The 20,508-nt window shown below is 65.7% G+C and carries 14 protein-coding genes and 1 pseudogene; 8 read left to right on the top strand and 7 right to left on the bottom strand.

From position 1 onward, the window contains the following. The first annotated feature begins 478 nt into the window (after positions 1–478). Positions 479–2,281: a PE family protein gene (locus tag CKW46_RS22925; RefSeq protein ID WP_240274630.1), complete on the top strand. Its 1,803-nt coding sequence runs from the start codon at positions 479–481 to the stop codon at positions 2,279–2,281. A gap of 65 nt (positions 2,282–2,346) precedes the next feature. Here the strand turns inward: CKW46_RS22925 and CKW46_RS22920 are convergent, their stop codons facing one another. Both CKW46_RS22920 and CKW46_RS22915 read right to left on the bottom strand, forming a co-directional pair. Continuing rightward, positions 2,347–4,269, bottom strand: coding sequence for an ABC transporter ATP-binding protein (locus tag CKW46_RS22920; protein WP_482052442.1), 1,923 nt, complete (start codon positions 4,267–4,269; stop codon positions 2,347–2,349). Further along, a complete protein-coding gene (locus CKW46_RS22915) occupies positions 4,266–6,005 on the bottom strand; it encodes an ABC transporter ATP-binding protein (protein ID WP_482052441.1) in 1,740 nt (579 codons plus the stop codon). The genes CKW46_RS22920 and CKW46_RS22915 overlap by 4 nt, the downstream gene beginning before the upstream one ends. A gap of 192 nt (positions 6,006–6,197) precedes the next feature. Here CKW46_RS22915 and CKW46_RS22910 point away from each other — a divergent pair, with 192 nt between their 5' ends. Both CKW46_RS22910 and CKW46_RS22905 read left to right on the top strand, forming a co-directional pair. After that, positions 6,198–6,710, top strand: a complete 513-nt coding sequence (locus CKW46_RS22910; protein ID WP_482053463.1) for a DUF3558 domain-containing protein — start codon at positions 6,198–6,200, stop codon at positions 6,708–6,710. Beyond that, positions 6,707–7,285 carry a DUF3558 domain-containing protein gene (locus CKW46_RS22905; protein ID WP_041299497.1) on the top strand — a complete coding sequence of 193 codons (579 nt, stop codon included), beginning with the start codon at positions 6,707–6,709 and terminating at the stop codon, positions 7,283–7,285. The genes CKW46_RS22910 and CKW46_RS22905 overlap by 4 nt, the downstream gene beginning before the upstream one ends. A gap of 59 nt (positions 7,286–7,344) precedes the next feature. On the opposite strand, the gene CKW46_RS22900 is transcribed toward CKW46_RS22905, so the two are convergent. Then, a complete protein-coding gene (locus tag CKW46_RS22900; RefSeq protein ID WP_482052440.1) occupies positions 7,345–7,848 on the bottom strand; it encodes a SixA phosphatase family protein in 504 nt (167 codons plus the stop codon). Between CKW46_RS22900 and CKW46_RS22895 the strand changes: the two genes are divergently transcribed. From CKW46_RS22895 to CKW46_RS22875, 5 genes and pseudogenes are all read left to right on the top strand, one after another. Next, complete coding sequence (locus CKW46_RS22895; RefSeq protein ID WP_499019363.1) at positions 7,777–8,121, top strand: hypothetical protein; 345 nt, start codon at positions 7,777–7,779, stop codon at positions 8,119–8,121. The two genes, CKW46_RS22900 and CKW46_RS22895, sit on opposite strands and share 72 nt — an antisense overlap. A gap of 12 nt (positions 8,122–8,133) precedes the next feature. Further along, positions 8,134–9,283, top strand: a pseudogene (locus tag CKW46_RS22890) (metallophosphoesterase family protein). Continuing rightward, entirely contained in the window at positions 9,280–11,910 is a 2,631-nt protein-coding gene (locus CKW46_RS22885) for an AAA family ATPase (RefSeq protein WP_482052439.1), read from the top strand. Before CKW46_RS22890 ends, CKW46_RS22885 begins: the two are co-directional and overlap by 4 nt. 49 nt (positions 11,911–11,959) lie before the next feature. Further along, positions 11,960–13,549, top strand: a complete 1,590-nt coding sequence (locus tag CKW46_RS22880) for a GMC family oxidoreductase (protein WP_117436992.1) — start codon at positions 11,960–11,962, stop codon at positions 13,547–13,549. An 89-nt stretch (positions 13,550–13,638) separates the two neighbouring features. Next, positions 13,639–14,886: an alpha/beta hydrolase gene (locus CKW46_RS22875; protein ID WP_117429115.1), complete on the top strand. Its 1,248-nt coding sequence runs from the start codon at positions 13,639–13,641 to the stop codon at positions 14,884–14,886. Here the strand turns inward: CKW46_RS22875 and CKW46_RS22870 are convergent. The 4 genes from CKW46_RS22870 to CKW46_RS22855 all read right to left on the bottom strand — a co-directional run bounded on the left by CKW46_RS22870 (position 14,873) and on the right by CKW46_RS22855 (position 20,313). Further along, complete coding sequence (locus CKW46_RS22870) at positions 14,873–16,510, bottom strand: ABC transporter family substrate-binding protein (protein WP_482052438.1); 1,638 nt, start codon at positions 16,508–16,510, stop codon at positions 14,873–14,875. The two genes, CKW46_RS22875 and CKW46_RS22870, sit on opposite strands and share 14 nt — an antisense overlap. A gap of 100 nt (positions 16,511–16,610) precedes the next feature. Beyond that, entirely contained in the window at positions 16,611–18,449 is a 1,839-nt protein-coding gene (locus CKW46_RS22865) for a dipeptide ABC transporter ATP-binding protein (protein ID WP_015356726.1), read from the bottom strand. Then, the gene (locus CKW46_RS22860; RefSeq protein ID WP_011741667.1) at positions 18,446–19,339 is read right to left on the bottom strand and encodes an ABC transporter permease; all 894 of its coding nucleotides are present in this window, start codon (positions 19,337–19,339) and stop codon (positions 18,446–18,448) included. The genes CKW46_RS22865 and CKW46_RS22860 overlap by 4 nt, the downstream gene beginning before the upstream one ends. Next, positions 19,336–20,313 carry an ABC transporter permease gene (locus tag CKW46_RS22855; protein WP_012395714.1) on the bottom strand — a complete coding sequence of 326 codons (978 nt, stop codon included), beginning with the start codon at positions 20,311–20,313 and terminating at the stop codon, positions 19,336–19,338. The genes CKW46_RS22860 and CKW46_RS22855 overlap by 4 nt, the downstream gene beginning before the upstream one ends. Positions 20,314–20,508 lie beyond the last annotated feature (195 nt).

Here is a 20,508-nt window from a genome sequence, read left to right as displayed (position 1 = left end):
CGTGGTTCCTCCCGGCAAATGCCCTGATGGATCTATAAGCAAGGAGAGCAACCGAATTCTGGTGGTAGGCGTTGTGTCCGACCGTGAAAGTTGCGGTGCTCGGCACAGTTAGTCTGGCTTCGGCGTGGACGATAGTGGACGTCAGTGTGGCTCTATGCGAGCAATTTTCGCGTTTGATGGCTAGGCAGCGAAATTGGGCTGTCTACGGTGTCGACTGCGGTTGGCGGTCAGTGTGGCGCAATGCGAGTGGTTTTCGAGTTTAGCGGTTGGAGTGCGAAGTATCTGCTGGTCACAGCCTGGATGGCTTTCGTGGCCAATGTTGCTGAACGTGAATGCTTTTCACCTTTTGTGTAGCGATGACAAGTTAACCAAAATGCGACATATGTTGCGTAGGAGGACGATACGATTCGCCTCGACGCATCGTGCGAAGAAGACAGCGCGGCTGCTGGGGTGAACACGAGCAGGTGGGAGGGTTGTGATGTCGTTTGTCGTCGTCTCGCCAGAGGTATTGGCGGTGGCGGGCAGGGATCTAGCAAGCATCGGCTCGGCGATCAGTCAGGCTAACGTCGCCGCCGCGGTGCCGACCATGGGCGCGCTGGCCGCGGGTGCCGATGAGGTGTCGGCGGCGGTCGCCGCAGTGTTTTCCGGACATGCCCAGGCCTATCAAGCGCTCGGCGCCCAAGTGGCGGCGTTTCACGACCAGTTGGTAACCGCCCTTGACGCGGCTGCGGGGAAGTATGCAAGCGCGGAGGTCGCCAACGCCTCGCCGTTGCAGGCAGTGCTCGACGTGGTCAATGCGCCCGCCCAGGCGCTGTTGGGGCGCCCGTTGATCGGCAACGGCGACGATGGGGTGGCGGGGACTGGACAGAGTGGAGGCGACGGCGGGATCTTGTACGGCAATGGGGGCGACGGCGGCTCCGGAGCGTTCGGCCAGATCGGCGGTACCGGTGGAAGCGCGGGGTTGATCGGCGCCGGCGGAACAGGTGGGGCCGGGGGGCTTGGCGCGGCCGGGGGTGCCGGTGGCAACGGTGGCTGGCTGTTCGGCCAGGGCGGGGCCGGTGGGATCGGCGGTAGCGGTGCGGCCGGGGGTGCCGGCGGCAACGGTGGGTGGCTCTACGGCGACGGCGGTGCGGGCGGGCAGGGTGGTGCGGCCGCGGCGGGTATCGGTGGCGGCGACCCCGGGCAAGGGGGCAACGGTGGCAACGCCTACCTGTTCGGCAACGGCGGCAGCGGCGGGCAAGGCGGAACCGGCCTGGCCGGCGCGGACGGCGTGAACACCTCTAACGGCACAGCAGGCCCCGGCGCGTGGGGCAACAACGTTACAACCTCGATTGGCGATGTCAACGGCGGTAACGGTGGCAGCGGTGCCGATGGGGGCTCGGGGGTGACCGGAGGCACCGGTGGGGTCGGCGGGTTCGCCATCAATGACGGCAGCGGTGACGCCTATGGAGGTTTCGGCGGGACCGGCGGCAACGGCGGGGCTCCTGGAGCTTCGGGCGGCGATGGAGGACTGGGCGGGCCTGCCGTCACTTCCAGCGGCAGCGCCTATGCGGGTATTGGCGGGACCGGCGGCAATGGGGCCAGCGGCGCTTCCGGTGGCACCGGCGGGACCGGCGGCGGCGGGGGTAACGGTGGTCGTGGCGGGATATTGGTCGGCGACGGCGGCATCGGCGGTACCGGGGGCACCGGGGGCACCGGCGGCATCGGCGCCACCGGGGGCGCCGGGGGGACCGGCGGGGTTGGTGGTTCCGCCGGCTCGACTGACGGTGGCGTGGCCGACGCCAATATTGGCGGCGACGGCGGCATTGCGGGCACCGGCGGCGACGGCGGGACCGGCGGGGTTGGCGGGGTTGGCGGCAGCGGCGGTGCCGGCGGGCTGCTGTTCGGAAATGGCGGCGACGGCGGTGCGGGTGGCGACGGCGGAGTCGGTGGTACCGGCGGCATCGGCGGCGCCGGTGGGAATGGCGGAGTTGGCGGTGACGGCAGTTCGTCTGGCACCGGGGCCGGCGGCTCTGGCGGCGATGCCACGGACGGCGGAACCGGGGGCGACGGCGGCTCCGGCGGAGGGTTCGGCACCGGCGGTGCCGGTGGCACTGGCGGGTGGTTGATCGGTCACTCGGGTACCAACGGCATCGGTGGGACTGGCGGTGCGGGCGGCGCCGGCGCTGTCGGTGGCGACGGTGGCGTGGGTGGCGATCCAGGCGTCGGGACAACCTACAACGGCATCAGCGGCCATAACGGCGTGCAGGGCGGTACCGGCGCCGACGGCGCAGCGGGCTGACCCGGTACGGTTACCGCGCGCTTTGGCGCCACCACCGCCAGCGGGGCTGCATCGCCAGAATCGTTCTAGGCCCGCGTCATGGCGTAGTAGGCGCCCCGGTTGGCCAGCAGCTCCGCGTGGGAGCCGTGTTCGACGATCTGGCCCGCCTGCACCACCAGAATCTGGTCGGCGTCACGAATCGTCGAAAGGCGATGGGCGATGATGAAGCTGGTTCGATCCCGGCGAAGTTCGGCGGTTGCCCGTGCGATGAGCAGCTCGGTGCGGGTGTCGACCGAACTGGTGGCCTCGTCCAGGATTAACAACTGCGGGCGGGCAAGAAATGCGCGGGCGATGGTGATCAGTTGCTTCTCGCCGGCGCTGATGTTGCTGCCGTCTCCGCTGATCCGGGTCTGATAGCCGGCCGGCAGCATGTGGACGAACCGGTCGACGTAGGCCGCTTTGGCGGCTTGGATGATGTCGTCCGGGCTGGCCTCCGGACGCCCGTAAGCGATGTTCTCCGAGATCGTCCCGTCGAACAACCAGGTGTCCTGGAGCACCATGCCGATGTGCGACCGCAGTGACCGCCGGCTCACCGTGGTGATGTCGATTCCGTCGACCAGGATGCGGCCGGAATCGACCTCATAGAACCGCATCAGCAGGTTGACCAGCGTGGTCTTGCCGGCACCTGTCGGTCCGACGATCGCCACCGTGCTGCCCGGTTCGGCCACCAGTGACAAGTCGTGGATCACCGGATGGCCCGGGTGATAGGCAAAGTTCACCCGCTCGAACTCCACGCGACCGGTCAGGGCCGGGGCGCGGCCGGTCCGGCTGACCGGCGGTTGCAGCGCCGACGCGGGGTCGGCGGCTTCTTCGGGTTCGTCGAGCAGCTCGAACACCCGCTCTGCGCTGGCCACACCGGACTGCAGGCTGTTGTACATGGCCGCCACCTGCGACACCGGTGTGTTGAATTGCCGGACATATTGAATGAACGCCTGCACGCTGCCCAATGTGATTTGACCGGTGGCCACCTGCAGGCCCCCCATCACCGCGACCGCTACATAGCCCAGGTTGCCAATGAACGTGGTCGCCGGCTGCACCAGGCCAGAGAGCAGTTGGGCGCCGAAACTGGCCTGGTAGACGTCATCGTTGAGGTTGTGAAACTGCTCGCGTGCTGCGGCCTGGTGGCCGAAGGTCTTGACGACCGTGAAGCCGCTGTAGGTCTCTTCGATGTGTGCGTTGAGGCGTCCGGTACTGGTCCAATGCGCAACGAACAGCCGTTGTGAACGTCGGGTGATCGCTCGCGTCACCAGCAACGACAACGGCACGGTCAGCAGGGTGATCAGTGCCAGCAGCGGCGAGATCCACACCATCATCGACAGCACCGCGACCACGGTCAGGATCGCGGTCACCAGCTGGCTGATCGTCATCGATAGCGACGACTGAATGTTGTCGATGTCGTTGGTGACCCGGCTCAGCAGTTCGCCACGCTGACGTCCGTCGAAGTAGGACAGTGGCAGCCGGTGCAGCTTGTGCTCGACGTCGGCGCGCAACGCTGCCACGGTGCGCTGCACGGTGACGTTGAGCAACCGGGCTTGCCCCCAAATTAGCAGGGAAGCAATGAGATACAGGGCCAACGCCAATGCGAGGGTTCGTACCACCGCACCGAAGTCCACGCCTTGGCCGGGGGTTACCTTCATTCCCGACAGCAGTTCGGCGAAGGTATTGTCACCGCGGGCCCGGGCGCCGGCAATCGCTTGCGCCTTGGTGATTCCGGCGGGCAACTGGCGTCCGATCACGCCGTTGAACAGCAGATCGGTGGCGTGGCCGAGGATTCGGGGAACGGCCACCCCGATCGCGGTGCCGACGATGCCCAGGGCGATCACCGCAAGACTGCGCCGTCGTTGTGGGGCGAGCCGTTTCACCAGCCGCGTCGCCGAACCCCAGAAGTCGCGCGATCGGGTTGGCGCCGGGGCGCCGCCTCGGGGTCGCTGGTTGAGTGCCGCGGTCACGAGACGCCCCTGATGTCGGCGGTCACCGACTGCGAGACGGCAAATTCGGCATAGGTGGGGCAATCGATCAGCAGGGAATCGTGAGTGCCCGCCCCGACAACTCTGCCATCGTCGATCACGATCACTTGATCGGCCTGTTCGGCAGTCGAAACGCGTTGTGTGACAATAATAATGGTCGACTTTGTGGCAAGTTCTCGCAGCGATGCGCGGACCTGCGCATCGGTGTGCACATCAAGGGCGGAGAATGCGTCGTCGAACAGATAGACCGCGGGTCGGCCGATGATCGCCCGGGCGATCGCGAGTCGTTGACGCTGCCCACCGGAGAAGTTGATCCCGCCCTGCGCGACACGCATCTGCAGGCCGTGCGCCCGGACGAATTCCTCTGCGGCCGCGACCCGCAGCGCCTCCCACATCTCTTCGTCGGTTGCGTCGGATTTGCCGTAGCGCAGGTTGTCGGCGACGGTGCCGGAGAACAGGTAACCGCGCTGGGGCACCAGCCCGATCGCCGCCCACAACCGCTCGGTCTGGTAGTCGCGGACATCAATCCCGTCCAGCAGCACGGTGCCGCCGGTAACGTCGTAGAGCCGGCAGATCAGCGATATCAGCGTCGACTTGCCCGAACCGGTGCTGCCGACAATCGCGGTGGTGGCTCCCGGCGGTGCCGACAAGGAGATGTCTTGCAGCACCGGGCAGTCGGCGCCGGGATAGCTGAAGGTGATGTTTTCCAACCGGACCGCGCCGGTGATGCCGGCAGCGGGGAATCTGGGGTGTTGCGGGTTGTTTAGTGCGGCGGGAGTCGAGAGCACCTCGGTGATGCGCTCCGCGCACACGGCGGCTCGCGGCAGCACCACCAAGGTCATCGTTGCCATCAGCACCGCCATCAGAATCTGGGCGAAGTACGACAGAAATGCGCTCAGCGAGCCGACCTGCATCCGGCCTTGGTCGATCAGCAGGCCGCCGAACCAGATCACCGCGACGCTGGACACGTTGATCGTCAGCGTGGTCACCGGCAGCATCAGCGCCTGCCAATTGCCGGCCCGCAACGCGGTGCTCGCCAACGCGGTGTTCGCCTGGGCGAACCTGTCCCGCTCGAAGGGCTCCCGAGTGAACGCGCGAACCACCCGGACGCCGGACAGCTGGTCGCGCAGCACCCGGTTGATGCCGTCGATCAACGCCTGCATGCTGCGAAACAACGGCAGCATGTGGGTCATGATCCAGTAGTTCGCCAGCGCCAAGATCGGAACGCTGACCAGCAGCAGCCAGGTCAGCGCGGCCTCTTGATGAACCGCCATGATGATGCCGCCGATGCTCATTATCGGCGCGGCCACCAGCACGGTGGCAGTCGTCTGCACCAGGAACACAATCTGGCGGACGTCGTTGGTGCTGCGGGTCAACAGCGTCGACGCGCCGAATCTGGCCGTCTCGCGTTCGGAAAAGGTGATCACATGCTCGAACATCGCGGCGCGCAGGTCGCGGCCGAAGCCGGTCCTGGTGCGGGCTCCGAAGTAGACGGCACCCACCGCGCACAGCACCTGTAGTCCGGTCACGCCGAGCATCACCACACCCAGCCGGATGATGGTGTTGGTATCGCCCTTGGCGACTCCGTCATCGATGATCGCGGCGTTGACCGTGGGCAGGTACAGCGAGGCCAGGGTGCTGATCAGCTGCAGCGCCATCAGCGCGGCGACCAGCCGACGGTACGGCCGGATGTACTGGCGCAGCAGTGCCAGGCGCATGGGGTAACTGTCGCATACCGTGTCGGCCCGGTGCTGGGGCCGGCCGCATCGGCCAGGACGAAATGCCTGATCAGGTGGCGTGTCGGTGGTTGACCCGCGGGGCTGCGGCTACAGTGCATGCTGTGACCAGCAGTAGAGAGGTAAGCGGTGCGGCGTAATTTGACGACGCTGGCCCTGGCTGCGGCGGCATTGATGGCTCTGAGTCCCGCAGTTGCAGGGTGCTCCAATTCCGGTGACAACAATCCCGGTGCGACGGCTTCGTCGACCCCGGGCAGCTCCGAGGGCCGTCACGGACCGTTCTTTCCGCAGTGCGGCGGTGTCAGCGACCAGACAGTGACACAGTTGACCAGGATCAGTGGCATGATCAACACGGCTCAGAACTCGGTGGGGTGCCAGTGGTTGGCGGGCGGCGGCATCATGGGCCCGCACTTCTCCTTCTCCTGGTACCGCGGCAGTCCAATCGGTCGTGAGCGCAAGACCGAGGAGCTCTCCCGCGCGAGTGTCGAGGACATCAACATCGACGGCCACAGCGGCTTCATCGCCACCGGCAACGAGCCCACCCTGGGCGACTCGTTGTGTGAGGTAGGGATCCAGTTCCAGGACGACTTCATCGAATGGTCGGTGAGCTTCAACCAGAAGCCATTCCCGCCGCCGTGTGACGTCGCCAGGGAACTCACTCGTCAGTCGATTGCGAACTCGAAATGAGCGGTGGGATGCGTCGTGGATCTCGGCGCGGTAATGGTGCAGGCCTGCGCGCGGCGGCCGTGCTGCTGGCGGTGCTGGTGTCGATAACCGGCTGCTCGAGGTCGATTTCGGGCAACGCCATCAAAGCGGGCGGGGGTGGGGTCCCACGCAACAACAATTCCGAGCAGCAGTACCCCAACCTGCTCAAAGAATGTGAAGTGCTGACCACCGACATCCTGGCCAAGACGGTGGGCGCCGATCCGCTCGACATTCAGAGCACGTTCGTCGGCGCGATCTGCCGCTGGCAGGCGGCCAACCCGGCCGGGCTGATCGACATCACCCGGTACTGGTTCGAGCAGGGCAGCTTGAGCAACGAACGCAAGGTGGCCGAGGGACTGAAGTATCAGGTCGAGAGTCGCACCATTCAGGGCGTCGACTCGATTGTGATGCGACCCAATGACCCCAACGGCGCATGCGGCGTGGCAAGCGACGCCGCCGGAGTTGTCGGCTGGTGGGTCAATCCTCAGGCCCCCGGTATCGATGCCTGCTCGCAGGCCATCAAGCTGATGGAGCTGACGCTGGCCACCAACTCCTGACTGGCGGGACACCCGGGGATGGGTGCTACCCCCGGGTGTCCGCGTCGGGCGACGGTTCGCTAGCGCGGCACGTGGAACGTGATGAGGGCAGCGCCACCGAGTTCGAGATCTTCCCAGCGGCCGGCCACCTGCAGCACCGCAATCGCCGACGTCGGGAATTTCGCCGAGAGCCATTCGGCGGCGGCAGCGTCGGTGCCGGTGGCGCCGGCGAGGCCCAGTGCCACCTCGGACATCGTTGGCTCATGCCCGACGACGAGCAGGGTCGCGACGTCCTCGCCAATCCGGTTGATCTCGCCGATCAGCGTGCCGGGCACGGCGCCATAGAGCCGCTGGGAATAGTGCACCGGTGCATCGATACCGCTGCGTGCCAGCGTCTCTTGGGTACGGATCGCGGTGGAGCACAACACCTCGTCGACGGCTGGCGCATTGCCGCGCAGCCAGTCTCCGGCCAATCCGGCCTCGCGACGCCCGCGCGGTGCCAACGGTCGCTCATGGTCAGCCACACCAGGCGGATATTGGGATTTCGCATGCCGCATCAACAACAGCGTGTGCCGGTCACTCATTCGGCCCACCCTAAGGCCAACCGGGTTGGCGGCACCGACGCGCGTGCGAATCATCAGCTCGGTGGCGAACACCGTGCGCACTTCGCCGCGAACCAGATGGCGACCCGCCCTGCGCTGCCCGCGATGCGAATGGATGTTCGACTACGGCGGGCGGCGTGGGTCCTCGATCCCGTGCCGACCGCTTGCGAGCCGAACCTGCCGGGCGAGGTCCCGCGTCTTGTCGGTGCCCAGACCTACACTCGCGTTGCCCTGATAGACACGCTTTTTCGCTAGGAGATCACCAGGATGCGATTCCTGCACACCGCCGACTGGCAGCTGGGCATGACCCGCCACTTTCTCGCCGGTGACGCGCAGCCGCGCTATTCGGCGGCGCGCCGCGATGCGGTGGCCGGTCTGGGGCGCTGGCTGCCGAGGTGGGTGCCGAGTTCGTGGTTGTGGCCGGTGACGTCTTCGAACACAATCAGCTCACGCCCCAGGTCATCAGCCAGTCCTTGGAGGCCATGCGCGCCATCGGTGTTCCGGTCTACCTGCTTCCGGGCAATCACGACCCGCTGGACGCTTCTTCGGTATACACCGGCGCACTGTTTCGTACTGAATGTCCGGACAACGTTGTCGTTCTCGATCGCTGCGGTAGTCACCAAGTGCGTCCGGGAGTGGAGCTTGTCGCCGCTCCGTGGCGGTCCAAGGCTCCCACCACCGATCTTGTCGCCGACGTGTTGGCGGGACTGTCCGAAGGGGCTGGCACCCGAGTGCTGGTCGCCCACGGGGGAATCGATGCGCTGGACCCGGATCCCGGCAAGCCCTCGCTGATCCGGCTCGCTGGGCTCGAGGACGCGGTGGCGCGAGGAATGTTGCATTATGTGGCGCTCGGGACAAGCATTCGCTGACTCAGGTTGGTGGCAGCGGCAGGGTGTGGTACTCGGGATCGCCGGAAGTCACCAACTTCGACGACGTCGAATCTGACCCCGGCCACGTCCTCGTCGTCGACATTGACGAAACCGACCCGTGCCGCCCGGTCTCGGTGACAGCCAGGCGGGTCGGCTGCTGGCGGTTTGTCACGCTGCGCCGGGAAGTGGACACCAGCCGTGACATTGCCGACCTCGATCTGAATCTGGATCTGATGACCGACAAGGACCGCACCGTGGTGCGGTTGGCCCTGACCGGTTCGTTGACCGTCACCGACCGTGCCGCGCTGGATGCGTGCCTGGACAGGTATGCGCGGTTGTTCGCCTGGCTGGGCCTGTGGGAACGCCACACCGACCTGGCCGTGATTCCGGCGGATGGTGAGTTCAGCGACCTCGGCATCGGCGGTTTCGCTGCGGCCGCCGTTGACGAGTTGGTCGCAACCGCTCGTTCGGGTGCCGACGGATCCGCAGTCGATGCTCAGGCGGCGTTGGCTCTGCTGCTGCGGCTCACAGATCGGGGCGCGGCATGAAGTTGCACCGGCTGGTACTGACCAACTACCGCGGGATCGCGCATCGGGAGATCGAGTTTCCAGACCACGGTGTGGTGGCTGTGTGCGGCGCCAACGAGATTGGAAAGTCCTCGATGATCGAGGCTTTGGATCTCCTACTGGAATTCAAGGATCGCTCGGCGAAAAAGGAAATCAAGCAGGTCAAACCGACCAATGCCGACGTCGGATCCGAGGTCACTGCCGAAATAAGCAGTGGTCCTTACCGTTTTGTCTACCGGAAGCGTTTTCACAAGAAGTGTGAAACACAGCTGACGGTGCTGGCGCCTCGTCGCGAACAGTTGACCGGCGACGAAGCCCATGAGCGGGTCCGGGCGATCTTGGCGGAGACGGTGGACACCGAGTTGTGGCGTGCCCAGCGGGTGCTGCAGGCCGCGTCGACCACGGCGGTGGATCTGTCCAGCTGTGATGCGCTTTCCCGCGCGCTCGATATTGCCGCCGCCCATTCGGCCACCGACGTGGCGCTCTCGGGTGCCGAGCCAGTGCTGATTGAACGCATCGATGCCGAGTATTCGCGCTACTTCACCCCAACCGGACGTCCCACCGGCGAATGGGCGGCAACCCTCGCTCGGCTGAGCGGAGCCGAGACTGCGGTAGCGGAGTGCGCCGCGGCGGTATCCGAGGTCGACGAGCGCATCAGTCGCCATGGTGAACTAACTAGGCAGGCAGCCGAATTGGCGCCGAAGTTGGCTGCAGCCGGTTCCCGGCTGGCGGCTGCGCGGCAGGCCGCCGACAAGGTCGCGGGGCTGAAGGCAGAAGCGCATGAGGCCAAGCTCGTCACCGCTGCGAAGGCCGCAACCAGCTCGGCTTCGGCGGCCGCTCATGCTGAACGGCGTGCCCTGTGCGAGGAAATCGACAGTCGCGCCAAGGCGCTCGAGGCCCTGCAAATCGATGCGCAGCACGCCGCCGACCAGCGGGCGATGGCGAGCGCCGATGCGCAGCGGTGCGACGTCGCGGTCGAGGAAGCCACGGCTAGCCTGACGGCGGTTCAACGCCGTGCCGAAGCCGCCCGGCGCTCTCTCGACCAGATCGCCGACCGCGAACAGGCGCAACGGTTGAGCGCCCGACTGGCCAGGATCGGAGAGGTCCAGTGTGACCATGACCGGGTCTGCGCCCAGCTATCCGAGGTGACACTTACCGAGGCGCTGCTGAAACGAATCGAATCCGCTGCGGCGAGCGTGGATCGGGTGGACGGGCAACTCGCGTTGATTTCCGCGGCGGTGGAGTTCACTGCGGCCGCCGATATCGAGCTGGTGGTTGGCGGTCAACGGGTGCAGTTGTCGGCGGGTTCGAGTTGGTCGATGACGGCCACCGGCCCCGCGGAGGTCGAGGTCCCCGGGGTCCTGACGGCGCGGATCACCCAGGGGGCGACCGCGCTGGAGGCGCAGGCCAAATATGTTGCAGCACAAGAAGAACTTGCGGTGGCATTGGCCGCGGGCGGCGTGGCAACCTTGGCGGAGGCCCGATCGGTCGAACAGCGCCGCCGCGAACTGTTGGGGCGCCGCGACCAGTTGAACGCCACCCTGGCCGGGCTGTGTGGTGACGAGCAGGTAGACCAACTCCGCTGCCGGCTTGCACAGCTGCAGGCCAGCCAGCCCGCTGAGCCCGATCTGTTTGCGACCGATGCCACGGCTGCCCGTGCCGAACTCGAGGCGGCCGAGGCCGCCCGGATAACGGCCGGCAAGCAGTGCGAGGATCAGCGCAAGCGCGCTCTCGCGGCAAGCCGGCGTCTCGCCGAAACCTCTACTTCGGCCACGGTTTTGCAGAGCAGGCTGGAAAACGGGCGGGCCGAAGTCGAAGCGGCCACCTCGCGGCTGGCCACCGCGCGGGCCGCGGTTAGCGATGCCGACCTCGCGTCGGCGGCCGATGCCGATCTGCACGTGCTGCAGGCGTCGCAGCGTCGACTCGCCGAACTGACCGAAGTGCTGGACGCGGCCGAGCCCGAGGCGGTAGCCGCCGAAGCACGGGAAGCCGCCGAGACCGCGCAGTCACTGGATGAGCGCCACGATGCCGTTGTCGCCGCGCTGCGCGACATCAGCGTCGAACTCTCGGTGTTCGGCAGCGAAGGTCGGCAGAGCAAGCTTGATGCGGCAGAGACCGAACGTGAGCATGCCGCTAGTCAGCACGCCCGCATCGGACGCCGCGCCAGAGCCGCCCAGCTGTTGCGATCGGTGATGACACGGCATCGCGATACCACCCGGCAGCGCTACGTCGAGCCCTATCGAATGGAGCTACAGCGACTCGGGCGCCCGGTGTTCGGGCCCACGTTCGAGGTCGATGTCGGTAGCGATCTACGGATCCGCAGCCGGACTCTCGACGATGTCACGGTGCCTTACGAGTCGTTGTCCGGCGGCGCCAAAGAGCAGCTCGGCATATTGGCCCGGTTTGCGGGCGCGGCGCTGGTGGCCAAGGAGGACACCGTTCCGGTGGTGGTAGACGATGCGCTGGGATTCACCGATCCAGACCGCCTGGCCAAGATGGGGGGGGTGTTCGATACCGTGGGAACCCATGGTCAGGTGATCGTGCTGACGTGCAGCCCTGACCGATACGACGGTGTCGCCGGCGCGCACCGGATCGATCTGAATCTTTAGTGATCGGGCCGCCCCGCGTCATACACTGATCCCAAAACGGGGATGAGCGGTGGACATTGAGTGCGATTACGTAGTGGTCGGTACGGGCTCAGCTGGGGCGGCGGTGGTCAATCGGCTTAGCGCCGATTCGGGCACCTCGGTGGTGGCGCTCGAGGCCGGGCCGAGCGACAAGAATCGCTTCATCGGGATTCCGGCGGCGTTTCCCAAGCTGTTCCGCAGCGAAGTCGACTGGGATTACACGACCGAACCGGAGCCGCAGCTGGGCGGGCGCGAGATCTACTGGCCCCGGGGCAAGGTGCTCGGCGGCTCGTCCTCGATGAACGCGATGATGTGGGTGCGCGGCTTTGCCGCCGACTATGACGAATGGGCTCGGCTCGCCGGCTCGCACTGGTCCTACGGCGAGCTGCTCGGCTACTTCCGCCAGATTGAAGACGTCACTGCCGCCTGGCACTTCGTCAATGGTGATGACAGCGGTGTGACGGGTCCGCTACAGATCTCCCGTCAACGGAGTCCGAGTCCGCTGACTGCGGCCTGGCTGGCCGCCACACGCGACTGTGGGTTCCCGCCGGTGCAGCCGAATTCCGCAGAGCCGGAAGGTTTTTGCGAAACGATCGTCACTCAGCGCCGCGGCTCCCGGTGGAGCACCGTCGACGCGTATCTCAGACCGGCGATGGGGCGCAGGAACCTGAGCATCCTCACCGGTGCGACGGCGACCCGAATCGTCATCCACGGTACCCGGGCGACTGGCGTCGAGTACCAGCGCGAGGGGCAACACTGCACGGTGCATGCCCGCCGGGAGGTCGTGCTCTGCGGCGGCGCGGTCAACAGCCCGCAGCTGCTGATGCTCTCGGGCATCGGAGACCGTAGTCATCTCGCCGATCACGGAATCGAAACCGTCGACCACGCGCCAGAAGTGGGCCAGAATCTACTGGACCACCTCATCACGCCGCTGGGCTTCGACGTTGCCGGGGACAGTCTGGCCGCCGCCGAAAAGCCCATGCAGCTGATCAACTATCTGTTGCGGCGCCGGGGCATGCTGACCTCCAACGTCGGCGAAGCATACGGATTCGTCCGCAGCCGGCCGGGTCTGGACCTACCCGACCTGGAGCTGATCTTCGCGCCGGCACCGTTCTACGACGAAGGACTGCCCGCGCACCCGCCGGGCCACGGCGTGGTTTTCGGGCCGATCTTGGTTGCCCCACAGAGCCGGGGTCAGATCACGCTTCGGTCTGCCGATCCCCATGCCAAGCCGATCATCGAAGCCCGCTACCTGTCCGACCCCGGCGGTGTGGACCGTGCCGCGATGATGGAAGGCCTGCGGATCTGCGCACGTATCGCCCAGGCGCCCGCGCTCCGCGGCCTGCTGGGGCCGGTGGCGCGGCCGCACAACAGCAGCGAGCTCGATGAAGCAACCCTCGAGTTGGCCCTCACCACCTGTTCGCACACCCTGTATCACCCCTTGGGTACCTGTCGGATGGGCAGCGACGAGGCGAGCGTGGTGGATCCGCAGTTACGGGTGCGCGGGGTCGACGGCCTGCGCGTCGCCGACGCGTCGGTGATGCCGAGCACGGTGCGTGGACACACTCATGCCCCATCGGTGCTGATAGGCGCCAAGGCTGCCGACCTGATCCGCAATTGAGCCGGGCTCTAGGGGCCCAACCGGCGGCCCCTTGAGCTGCCGACGACAGCCCGTCTGGGCAGAATACTGCCCATGATGGGCCGACGCCGATGACGATGAGCGACAAACGGCGCCGGGCGCACGAGAAACTCGCGGGAATGCCGGGTGTGCGGCCGGTGCGCCGGCCGGTGTCGCCGGGCAACGACAGCGAGTTTGATCTGTACTACGTGCGCGCCGGCCGAAAGTCGGCGCATCCGCTGGTCATCATCCCGGGCGGGCCGGGAGTGGCGTCGATGCTGGTGTACAAGGGGTTGCGCCGGCGTGCCGCCGCTGCCGGTCTGGATGTCATCATGATCGAGCACCGCGGAGTGGGGATGTCGCGCCACGATGACTCCGGAGCCGACCTACCGCCAGAAGCTTTCACAATCGATCAGGTCGTCGACGATATTGCCGCGGTGCTCGATGACGCCCATGTCGACTCGGCTGTCATCTACGGCACGTCATACGGCACCTACATTGCCGCTGGAGTCGGCGTCCGTCACCCGGCCCGGGTACGGTCGATGATTCTCGATTCGCCGTTGCTGTCTCGCGATGACATTGCGCTTGCGCGCGAGACCATTCGTAGGCGGCTACTCGACGGGGATAGCCCGGAGACCGCCGCGCTGGCGGCCAAGGTTCGGCAGCTGGTCGATGCCGGGGTGATGACGGCCCGCGCATCCCAGGTCGCAGCGGCGGTTTACGGGTACGGCGGAGCGCGGCTTCTGGAACGCCAATTGGATCTCCTGCTGTGCGGCCGGATGATCTTGTGGCACGTGCTTTTCCGGTTCTCTGCCATGTATGCACGCAAGGTGCCGTACCGCTACGAGATGGACCTGGTCGGTCGCATCGCGTTCCGCGAACTGGACTACGCGGCCGAGCCCGACGGCCTACCGCTCGATCCCGCTCAGGCGATTCGCGAAACTATTGCGGCGACAGATCAGTTCGAGTCCGAGCCGTACGACTTGGTGGCCGAGATGCCCAGATTCGGCTGGCCAACCGTGGTTGTTTCGGGCGGGCACGATCTCACTACCCCGGCCATGGTCGCCGAACATATCGCATCATTGCTGCCCAACGCGGTGCTGATAGAGCTACCGACCATGGCGCACAGCGCCCTTGACTTCCGTGAGCCCGCGGCCCTGGCCATTGCCGGGGCGGTATGTCGGGGGGAGTTCGGAGCGCTCACCGGTCGAGGGGCGGAGCTGGACGCAATGCCGGCGCGGCTGCCGATCCGCGCCTTGTGGAAAGCGATCGAACTGGCGGCTATGGCGGAGCACGCGCTACCGGCGCCGCTGCTGCATCGCCGGGTCAGCTCCGCATGAATCCGATCGCGGTGTAATCCAGATCGGCGAGGCCCCTGGCGCCAAAATTTGCCAGCGTGCTGCGGACGGCAATCGTTCCCGGTGATTGGGTCAATGGCAGGCTGAACCCCTCGGCCCAGATGAGCTTATCCACCTCATTGGCCAGCGCGAGGGCCTTGGCCGGATCCAGCTCCTGCAGCGTCCGCTCGATCGCCGCATCGATCTGTGGGCTGCCGATCTTCCCAAAGTTGCTTTCCCCGTCGGACATGTAGATCTGGGTGAGCGAGGAGAGGGGGAAAGCGTCGCCGACCCAGCCGAACAGCGCAATGTCGAAGGCCCCGACATTGACGTAGTTACTGAAAAAGCCACTGCCCGACCTCGATTGCAGTTCGAGTTTGACGCCGATCTGGGCCAGGCTGTACTGAGCGACCTGCGCGAATTGGCGACTGCTCTGAGCTTCGTAGAACAGCAAGCGGACGACGAGCTGATGGCCGTCTTTCTCCCGGAACTTGCCGTTGAGCTTCCAGCCCAGGGCGTCGAGCTCCCGCTTGGCCTGCTCCGGATCGTAGGGACTGCTGTTGTCCTGATAGCCCTCCTGCCCGGCGACGAAAACATGATTGTTCAACGGCGCCGGATCATTGGTCAGGCCGTATAGTGCCACTTTGGCTATCGTCCGGCGGTCGATCCCCTTGCAGACGGCCAACCGCAGCGCCGGGTCGGCGAGGACCGCTCCCGGGGCACCGTTGAGGGTGAAATGGCTCCAACTGGGAGCCGGCGCGCGCCGGATCGAGATCCCCTTGGTGCGCTCGGCGATGGTGAGTTGATCGAGTGAACCGATCCCGGTCGCGTCGATGGTGAAGTTCTGCAGGGCAGGTATCCGCGCGGCGTCATCGAGAACCAGGTAGGTGATGCTGTCCAGGCGCGGCTTCTTTCCCCACCATTTAGGGTTGCGAGTCAATACGATTCGCTGTGCGCTGCGGTCCAGTGAGGTGACGATGAACGGGCCTGCGGAGGGGCCGGGTCCGGTGAGTTGTCCCTTGTTGAACGCCTCGGGCGTGGCGGTCATGCTGCTGGGCAGCAGCATCCCGTTGCCGGCAAACATCCCACGCCACTCCGCGTAGGGTTTGGCAAACGTCACCATGGCTTGACGATCATCGACTCCCGGGGTCACTGACGCGACACGGTCGGAGCCCCCGCTCGAGGCGATTTCGAATCTGTTGTCCGCGCCGCTGGTCGCGTGGATCTGACTCGCGATGTCACGCCAGGTGATCGGCGTGCCATCAGACCAGAATGCTTTGGGATTGATGGTGTAGGTGATCACTTGCGGGTTGGTCTTGGTGAGTTCGACGCTGGTGAAGTAGTCGCGGTCGACCGTCGTCGAACCGTCTGGACCGATGATGAAGGCCCGCGGCAGAGTGGCTTTGACCATCGCCGCAACCTCCGCCGAGTTGCCGTCGATATGCAAGATATTGAAATTGGGTGGGAAGTCGGTGAGCGAGAGCCTCAGGTCACCACCGTCTTCGAGGGTGGCGGGATCTTGCGGGTTGATATCGCTGCTGCTGCCGACCGCGGTGGACCCGCTGGTCGCGGCGGGGAGTTGGGTGCTGGCCGAACAGCCGGCAAGCAGGAGCGTCACGGTGAGCAATGCGGCACCGGCACACCGGATTCGACGCCGTGCCCAGGGGCGAGTCGGCCGCCGCGACCTCGCGCCAGGCCCGGGCTGGACGCCGTCATGCCGATCTGCGTTAGTCAGCATTGCCCGGAATCGGTTGTGGCACCGCGCCCAGCAGACGCTGTGTGTACTCGTGTTGCGGATTGCTGAAAACCTCCTGGCTGTTGCCCTGCTCGACGATGCTGCCGGCAAACATGACGACCACGGAATGGGCGAGGTGTTTGACCACTGAGAGGTCATGGGAGACAAACAGGTACGACAGTTTGAACCGCGCTTGCAGGTCCAGGAGCAGGTTGATGATTCCGGCCTGGATCGAGACGTCGAGGGCGGACACCGGTTCGTCGAGCGCCAGAATCTTGGGTTGCAGCGCCAGCGCTCGTGCGATACCGATCCGTTGCTTCTGTCCGCCGGAGAATTCGGCGGGATAGCGGCTGGCATCGCTACGACGCAGCCCGACGATGTCAAGCAGTTCGGCAACCCGGTCCTGGGTATCGGTCTTGTTGAAGCCGTTGGCTTGCAGTGGTTCGGCCAACAAATCGGAGATCGGCAGCCGCGGGTCCAGTGAGGCGACCGGATCTTGAAAGACCACCTGGATATCGCGTCGCAGCGCTCTGCGACTCGACGCGGTCAAAGTGGTGACATCGGTGCCCAGAACTTCGATCGATCCCGATTGTGGCGCGGCGAGCTCCAAAATCTGATGCAAGGTAGTGGATTTTCCTGATCCAGACTCACCCACGATGCCCAACGTGTGGCCCTGGCGGAGTTCGAAACTCACGCCGTCGACCGCGCGCACCTCGCCGATCGATCGCCGCAGCAGCACGCCCTTGGTCAGCGGATATGTCTTGACCAGGTCGCTGACCCGGACGACCACCGATGAGTCGGCGGGCGCCGGCTCGGTGGCCTCGGTCTGCACGCCATAGATGTCGGCGGCGCTGCGCCCGTTCACCTGATCGGTGCGAATGCAGGCAGCCCGGTGATTCTGGCCGACCTCGATCAACTCGGGTTCGTCGGAGCGGCATTCATCGATGACCAAGGGACAGCGGGGTGCGAACGGGCAGCCCCGATCGAGGCCGGCGAGCGACGGAGGGGCACCCGGGATTGGCACCAATCGGGTGCCCTGCGTGGCATCGAGCCTGGGGACTGAACCCAATAGTCCGATGGTGTAAGGCATTCGGCGATTGTGGTAGAGGTCGTTGACCGTAGCCTTTTCCACAACTCGCCCGGCGTACATGACCAGCGCTCGATCGGCGAACTCGGCAACCACACCCAGGTCGTGGGTGATGATGAGCACTCCGGCCCCGGTCACATCCCGAGCCGTCTTGAGCACGTCGAGGATCTGGGCCTGCACGGTCACGTCCAGAGCGGTGGTGGGTTCGTCACAGATCAACAGATCGGGATCGTTGGCGATGGCGATGGCGATGACCACCCGTTGGCGTTCACCGCCGGAAAGCTCATGCGGAAACGCGCGGGCGCGTCGCTCGGGTTGTGCGATACCAACCAGTTCAAGCAGCTCCACCGCACGCCGCCGCGCCGCCTTCCTGCTGAAAGTGGGCTGATGTATCTCGATGGTTTCGGCGATTTGATCGCCGACGGTGTAGACCGGGGTCAAAGCGGACATCGGATCCTGGAACACGGTGCCGATCACCTTGCCGCGGAACCGCGACATCGCGTCGTCGGCCAGCCCCAGTAGCTCGGTGCCCTGCAACCGGACCGAGCCACGGACCTTGGCGTACTCGGGTAGCAGACCGACTACGGCCATGGCCGCCGCGGACTTGCCCGATCCGGATTCGCCCACCATCGCGACCACTTCGCCGGGGGCTACCTGGTAGCTGATGCCGCGCACGGCGGTGACCGGATCGTTCTCGGTGGGGAAGGTGACGGCCAGATCGGTCACCTCGAGCAGCGGGTTCATCGGTCACCACTTCGCAGCGTCTTGCTGGCCGGGTCCAGTGCGTCGCGCAAGCCATCACCGGTCAGGTTGGCGCAGACCAGAATCAACACCAGGACCCCGGCCGGGAACAGGAACACCCACGGGAACGTGGTTGCCGACTGGGTGCCATCGGCGATCAGGGTGCCCAACGACACGTCCGGTGGCTGGATGCCGAAACCGAGGAAGCTCAAGCCTGTTTCGGCCAGGATGGCGGCCGCGACATTGAGTGCCGCGTCGATGATCAGAATCGACGCCACATTGGGTATCACGTGGCCGGTGATGATCCGCCGGCTGGAAACGCCCATATACCTTGCCGCTCTGATGAACTCGCGCTCGCGTAGGCTCATGGTCATGCCACGCACCATGCGGGAGCTGATCATCCAGCCGAATCCGGCCAGCAGCAGCACCAGGAACATCATGTTGGTCGAGTTCTTGGTACGCGGAGTGACGATCGCAATCAGGATGAAGCTGGGCACCACCAACAGCAGGTCCACCAACCACATCAGGGCTCGGTCTCGCCACCCGCCGAAATAGCCGGAGACGGCACCGACGGTGGCGGCGATTCCGGTGGAGATCACCGCCACAAAGACGCCGATGAGCATGGATTTCTGCATGCCCCGCAACGTCTGCGCGAGCAAGTCCTGACCTAGCGCATTGGTGCCCAGCCAATGACGGGTGCTCGGTGGCTGTAGCAGCGCGTCGAAATCGAGGTCCTCGTAGGAGTAGGGCAGCACCGAGGGCAGCGCATAGCACCCCACGAACAGCACCACCAGCACCGCCAGCGATGCCACCGCGGCCCGGTTACGCAGGAACCGGCGCAGCACCAGCGTGCGGCGTGAGGTGAACTCGACTTGCGTGGCTTGATCGGTCATGAAACCCGGACCCTCGGGTCGAGCGCCGCATAGAAGATGTCGGAGAGCAGGCCGGCCAGCAAGACCACGGCCCCGGAGAACACCGTGATCGCTGCGACGATGTTGGTGTCCTGGGTCGCGATGCCCCGGACCGCCCATTCACCCATGCCGTGCCAGCCGAAGATCTTTTCGACAAACACCGCGCCGGTGACCAGTCCGGCAACCCCGTAGGCGAACAGCGTTGCCATCGGAATCAGTGCGGTTCGCAGCCCATGTTTGATGAGCGCGCGCCGGCGGGTGAGGCCCTTGGCGCGGGCGGTGCGAATGAAGTCCTGGCCCAGCACGTCGAGCATCGCATTGCGCTGGTATCGGCTGTAGCCCGCCGCGGCGCCCAACGCCAGCGTCAACGATGGCAGGACCAAATGTTTCAGGCGGTCACCGAATGCTGCCCAGGTTCCACCGTCCACGCCCGGTGAGGTCTCGCCGGTGTAGTCGAACAGCTGAAATCCCAGCGCCCAATTCACCCGCAGTGCGCCCAGAATCAGCAGGTTGGCCACGACGAAGGTCGGGGTGCTCAGCACCAGCAATGCCAGCATGGTGATCACCCGGTCACTGAACCGGTATTGGCGGATGGCACCCCATGCGCCGATCGCCACGCCGAGCGCGGTGCCGACTACCGATCCGATGAGCAGCAGCCGCAAGCTGGTTCCGATGCGGCGGCCCAGTTCCGCGGAGACCGGCTGACCGCTGATGGTGACACCGAAGTCGCCGCGAACGGCATGGGTGACCCAGTGGGCGTAGCGCACCGGTATCGGCTTGTTCAATCCGAGCTCGGCGGCCTTCGCGTCGATCACCGCTTGAGGTGGGCGTGGGCTGCGCTGCATCAGGCTTTCCAGCGGCGAGAAGGCCAGCGAGGTCAGGCAGTAGGTCAAGAACGAGGCCAGCGCGAGGAGCACAACGTAGTTGAGCAACCGGCGCGCCAGAAATCGTGTCATGCCCATCCACCGTGTTGCATTGGGACAGGGTAGCGAGAAGCGGGTGTGTAGCGCCGCTGACAACGCCGACCAGACGGCCCCGATGTCGACGGTCCTCGCTGATTTCGGCGTTTGCAGCAACTGCACGCGTTGCCGCTCAATTTCGGTGGGACGGGTTCGTGTGATGCGGGCGGCGGCCGGTACGGCAACGCCGGG

Origin of the sequence: Mycobacterium liflandii, from assembly GCF_022354805.1 — a bacterium.
Classification (GTDB): Bacteria; Actinomycetota; Actinomycetes; order Mycobacteriales; family Mycobacteriaceae; genus Mycobacterium; species Mycobacterium marinum.
Note: the sequence above shows the minus strand (reverse complement) of the source record. Positions and strands in the feature narration are given on the sequence as shown.

Coding starts and splice junctions, on each gene's coding strand:
- CKW46_RS22885 (WP_482052439.1), top strand. CDS start 9,280: ATGAAGTTGCACCGGCTGGTACTGACCAACTACCGCGGGATCGCGCAT.
- CKW46_RS22925 (WP_240274630.1), top strand. CDS start 479: ATGTCGTTTGTCGTCGTCTCGCCAGAGGTATTGGCGGTGGCGGGCAGG.
- CKW46_RS22905 (WP_041299497.1), top strand. CDS start 6,707: ATGAGCGGTGGGATGCGTCGTGGATCTCGGCGCGGTAATGGTGCAGGC.
- CKW46_RS22895 (WP_499019363.1), top strand. CDS start 7,777: ATGGTCAGCCACACCAGGCGGATATTGGGATTTCGCATGCCGCATCAA.
- CKW46_RS22900 (WP_482052440.1), bottom strand. CDS start 7,848: ATGAGTGACCGGCACACGCTGTTGTTGATGCGGCATGCGAAATCCCAA.
- CKW46_RS22860 (WP_011741667.1), bottom strand. CDS start 19,339: ATGACCGATCAAGCCACGCAAGTCGAGTTCACCTCACGCCGCACGCTG.
- CKW46_RS22875 (WP_117429115.1), top strand. CDS start 13,639: ATGACGATGAGCGACAAACGGCGCCGGGCGCACGAGAAACTCGCGGGA.
- CKW46_RS22855 (WP_012395714.1), bottom strand. CDS start 20,313: ATGACACGATTTCTGGCGCGCCGGTTGCTCAACTACGTTGTGCTCCTC.
- CKW46_RS22865 (WP_015356726.1), bottom strand. CDS start 18,449: ATGAACCCGCTGCTCGAGGTGACCGATCTGGCCGTCACCTTCCCCACC.
- CKW46_RS22910 (WP_482053463.1), top strand. CDS start 6,198: ATGGCTCTGAGTCCCGCAGTTGCAGGGTGCTCCAATTCCGGTGACAAC.
- CKW46_RS22915 (WP_482052441.1), bottom strand. CDS start 6,005: ATGCGCCTGGCACTGCTGCGCCAGTACATCCGGCCGTACCGTCGGCTG.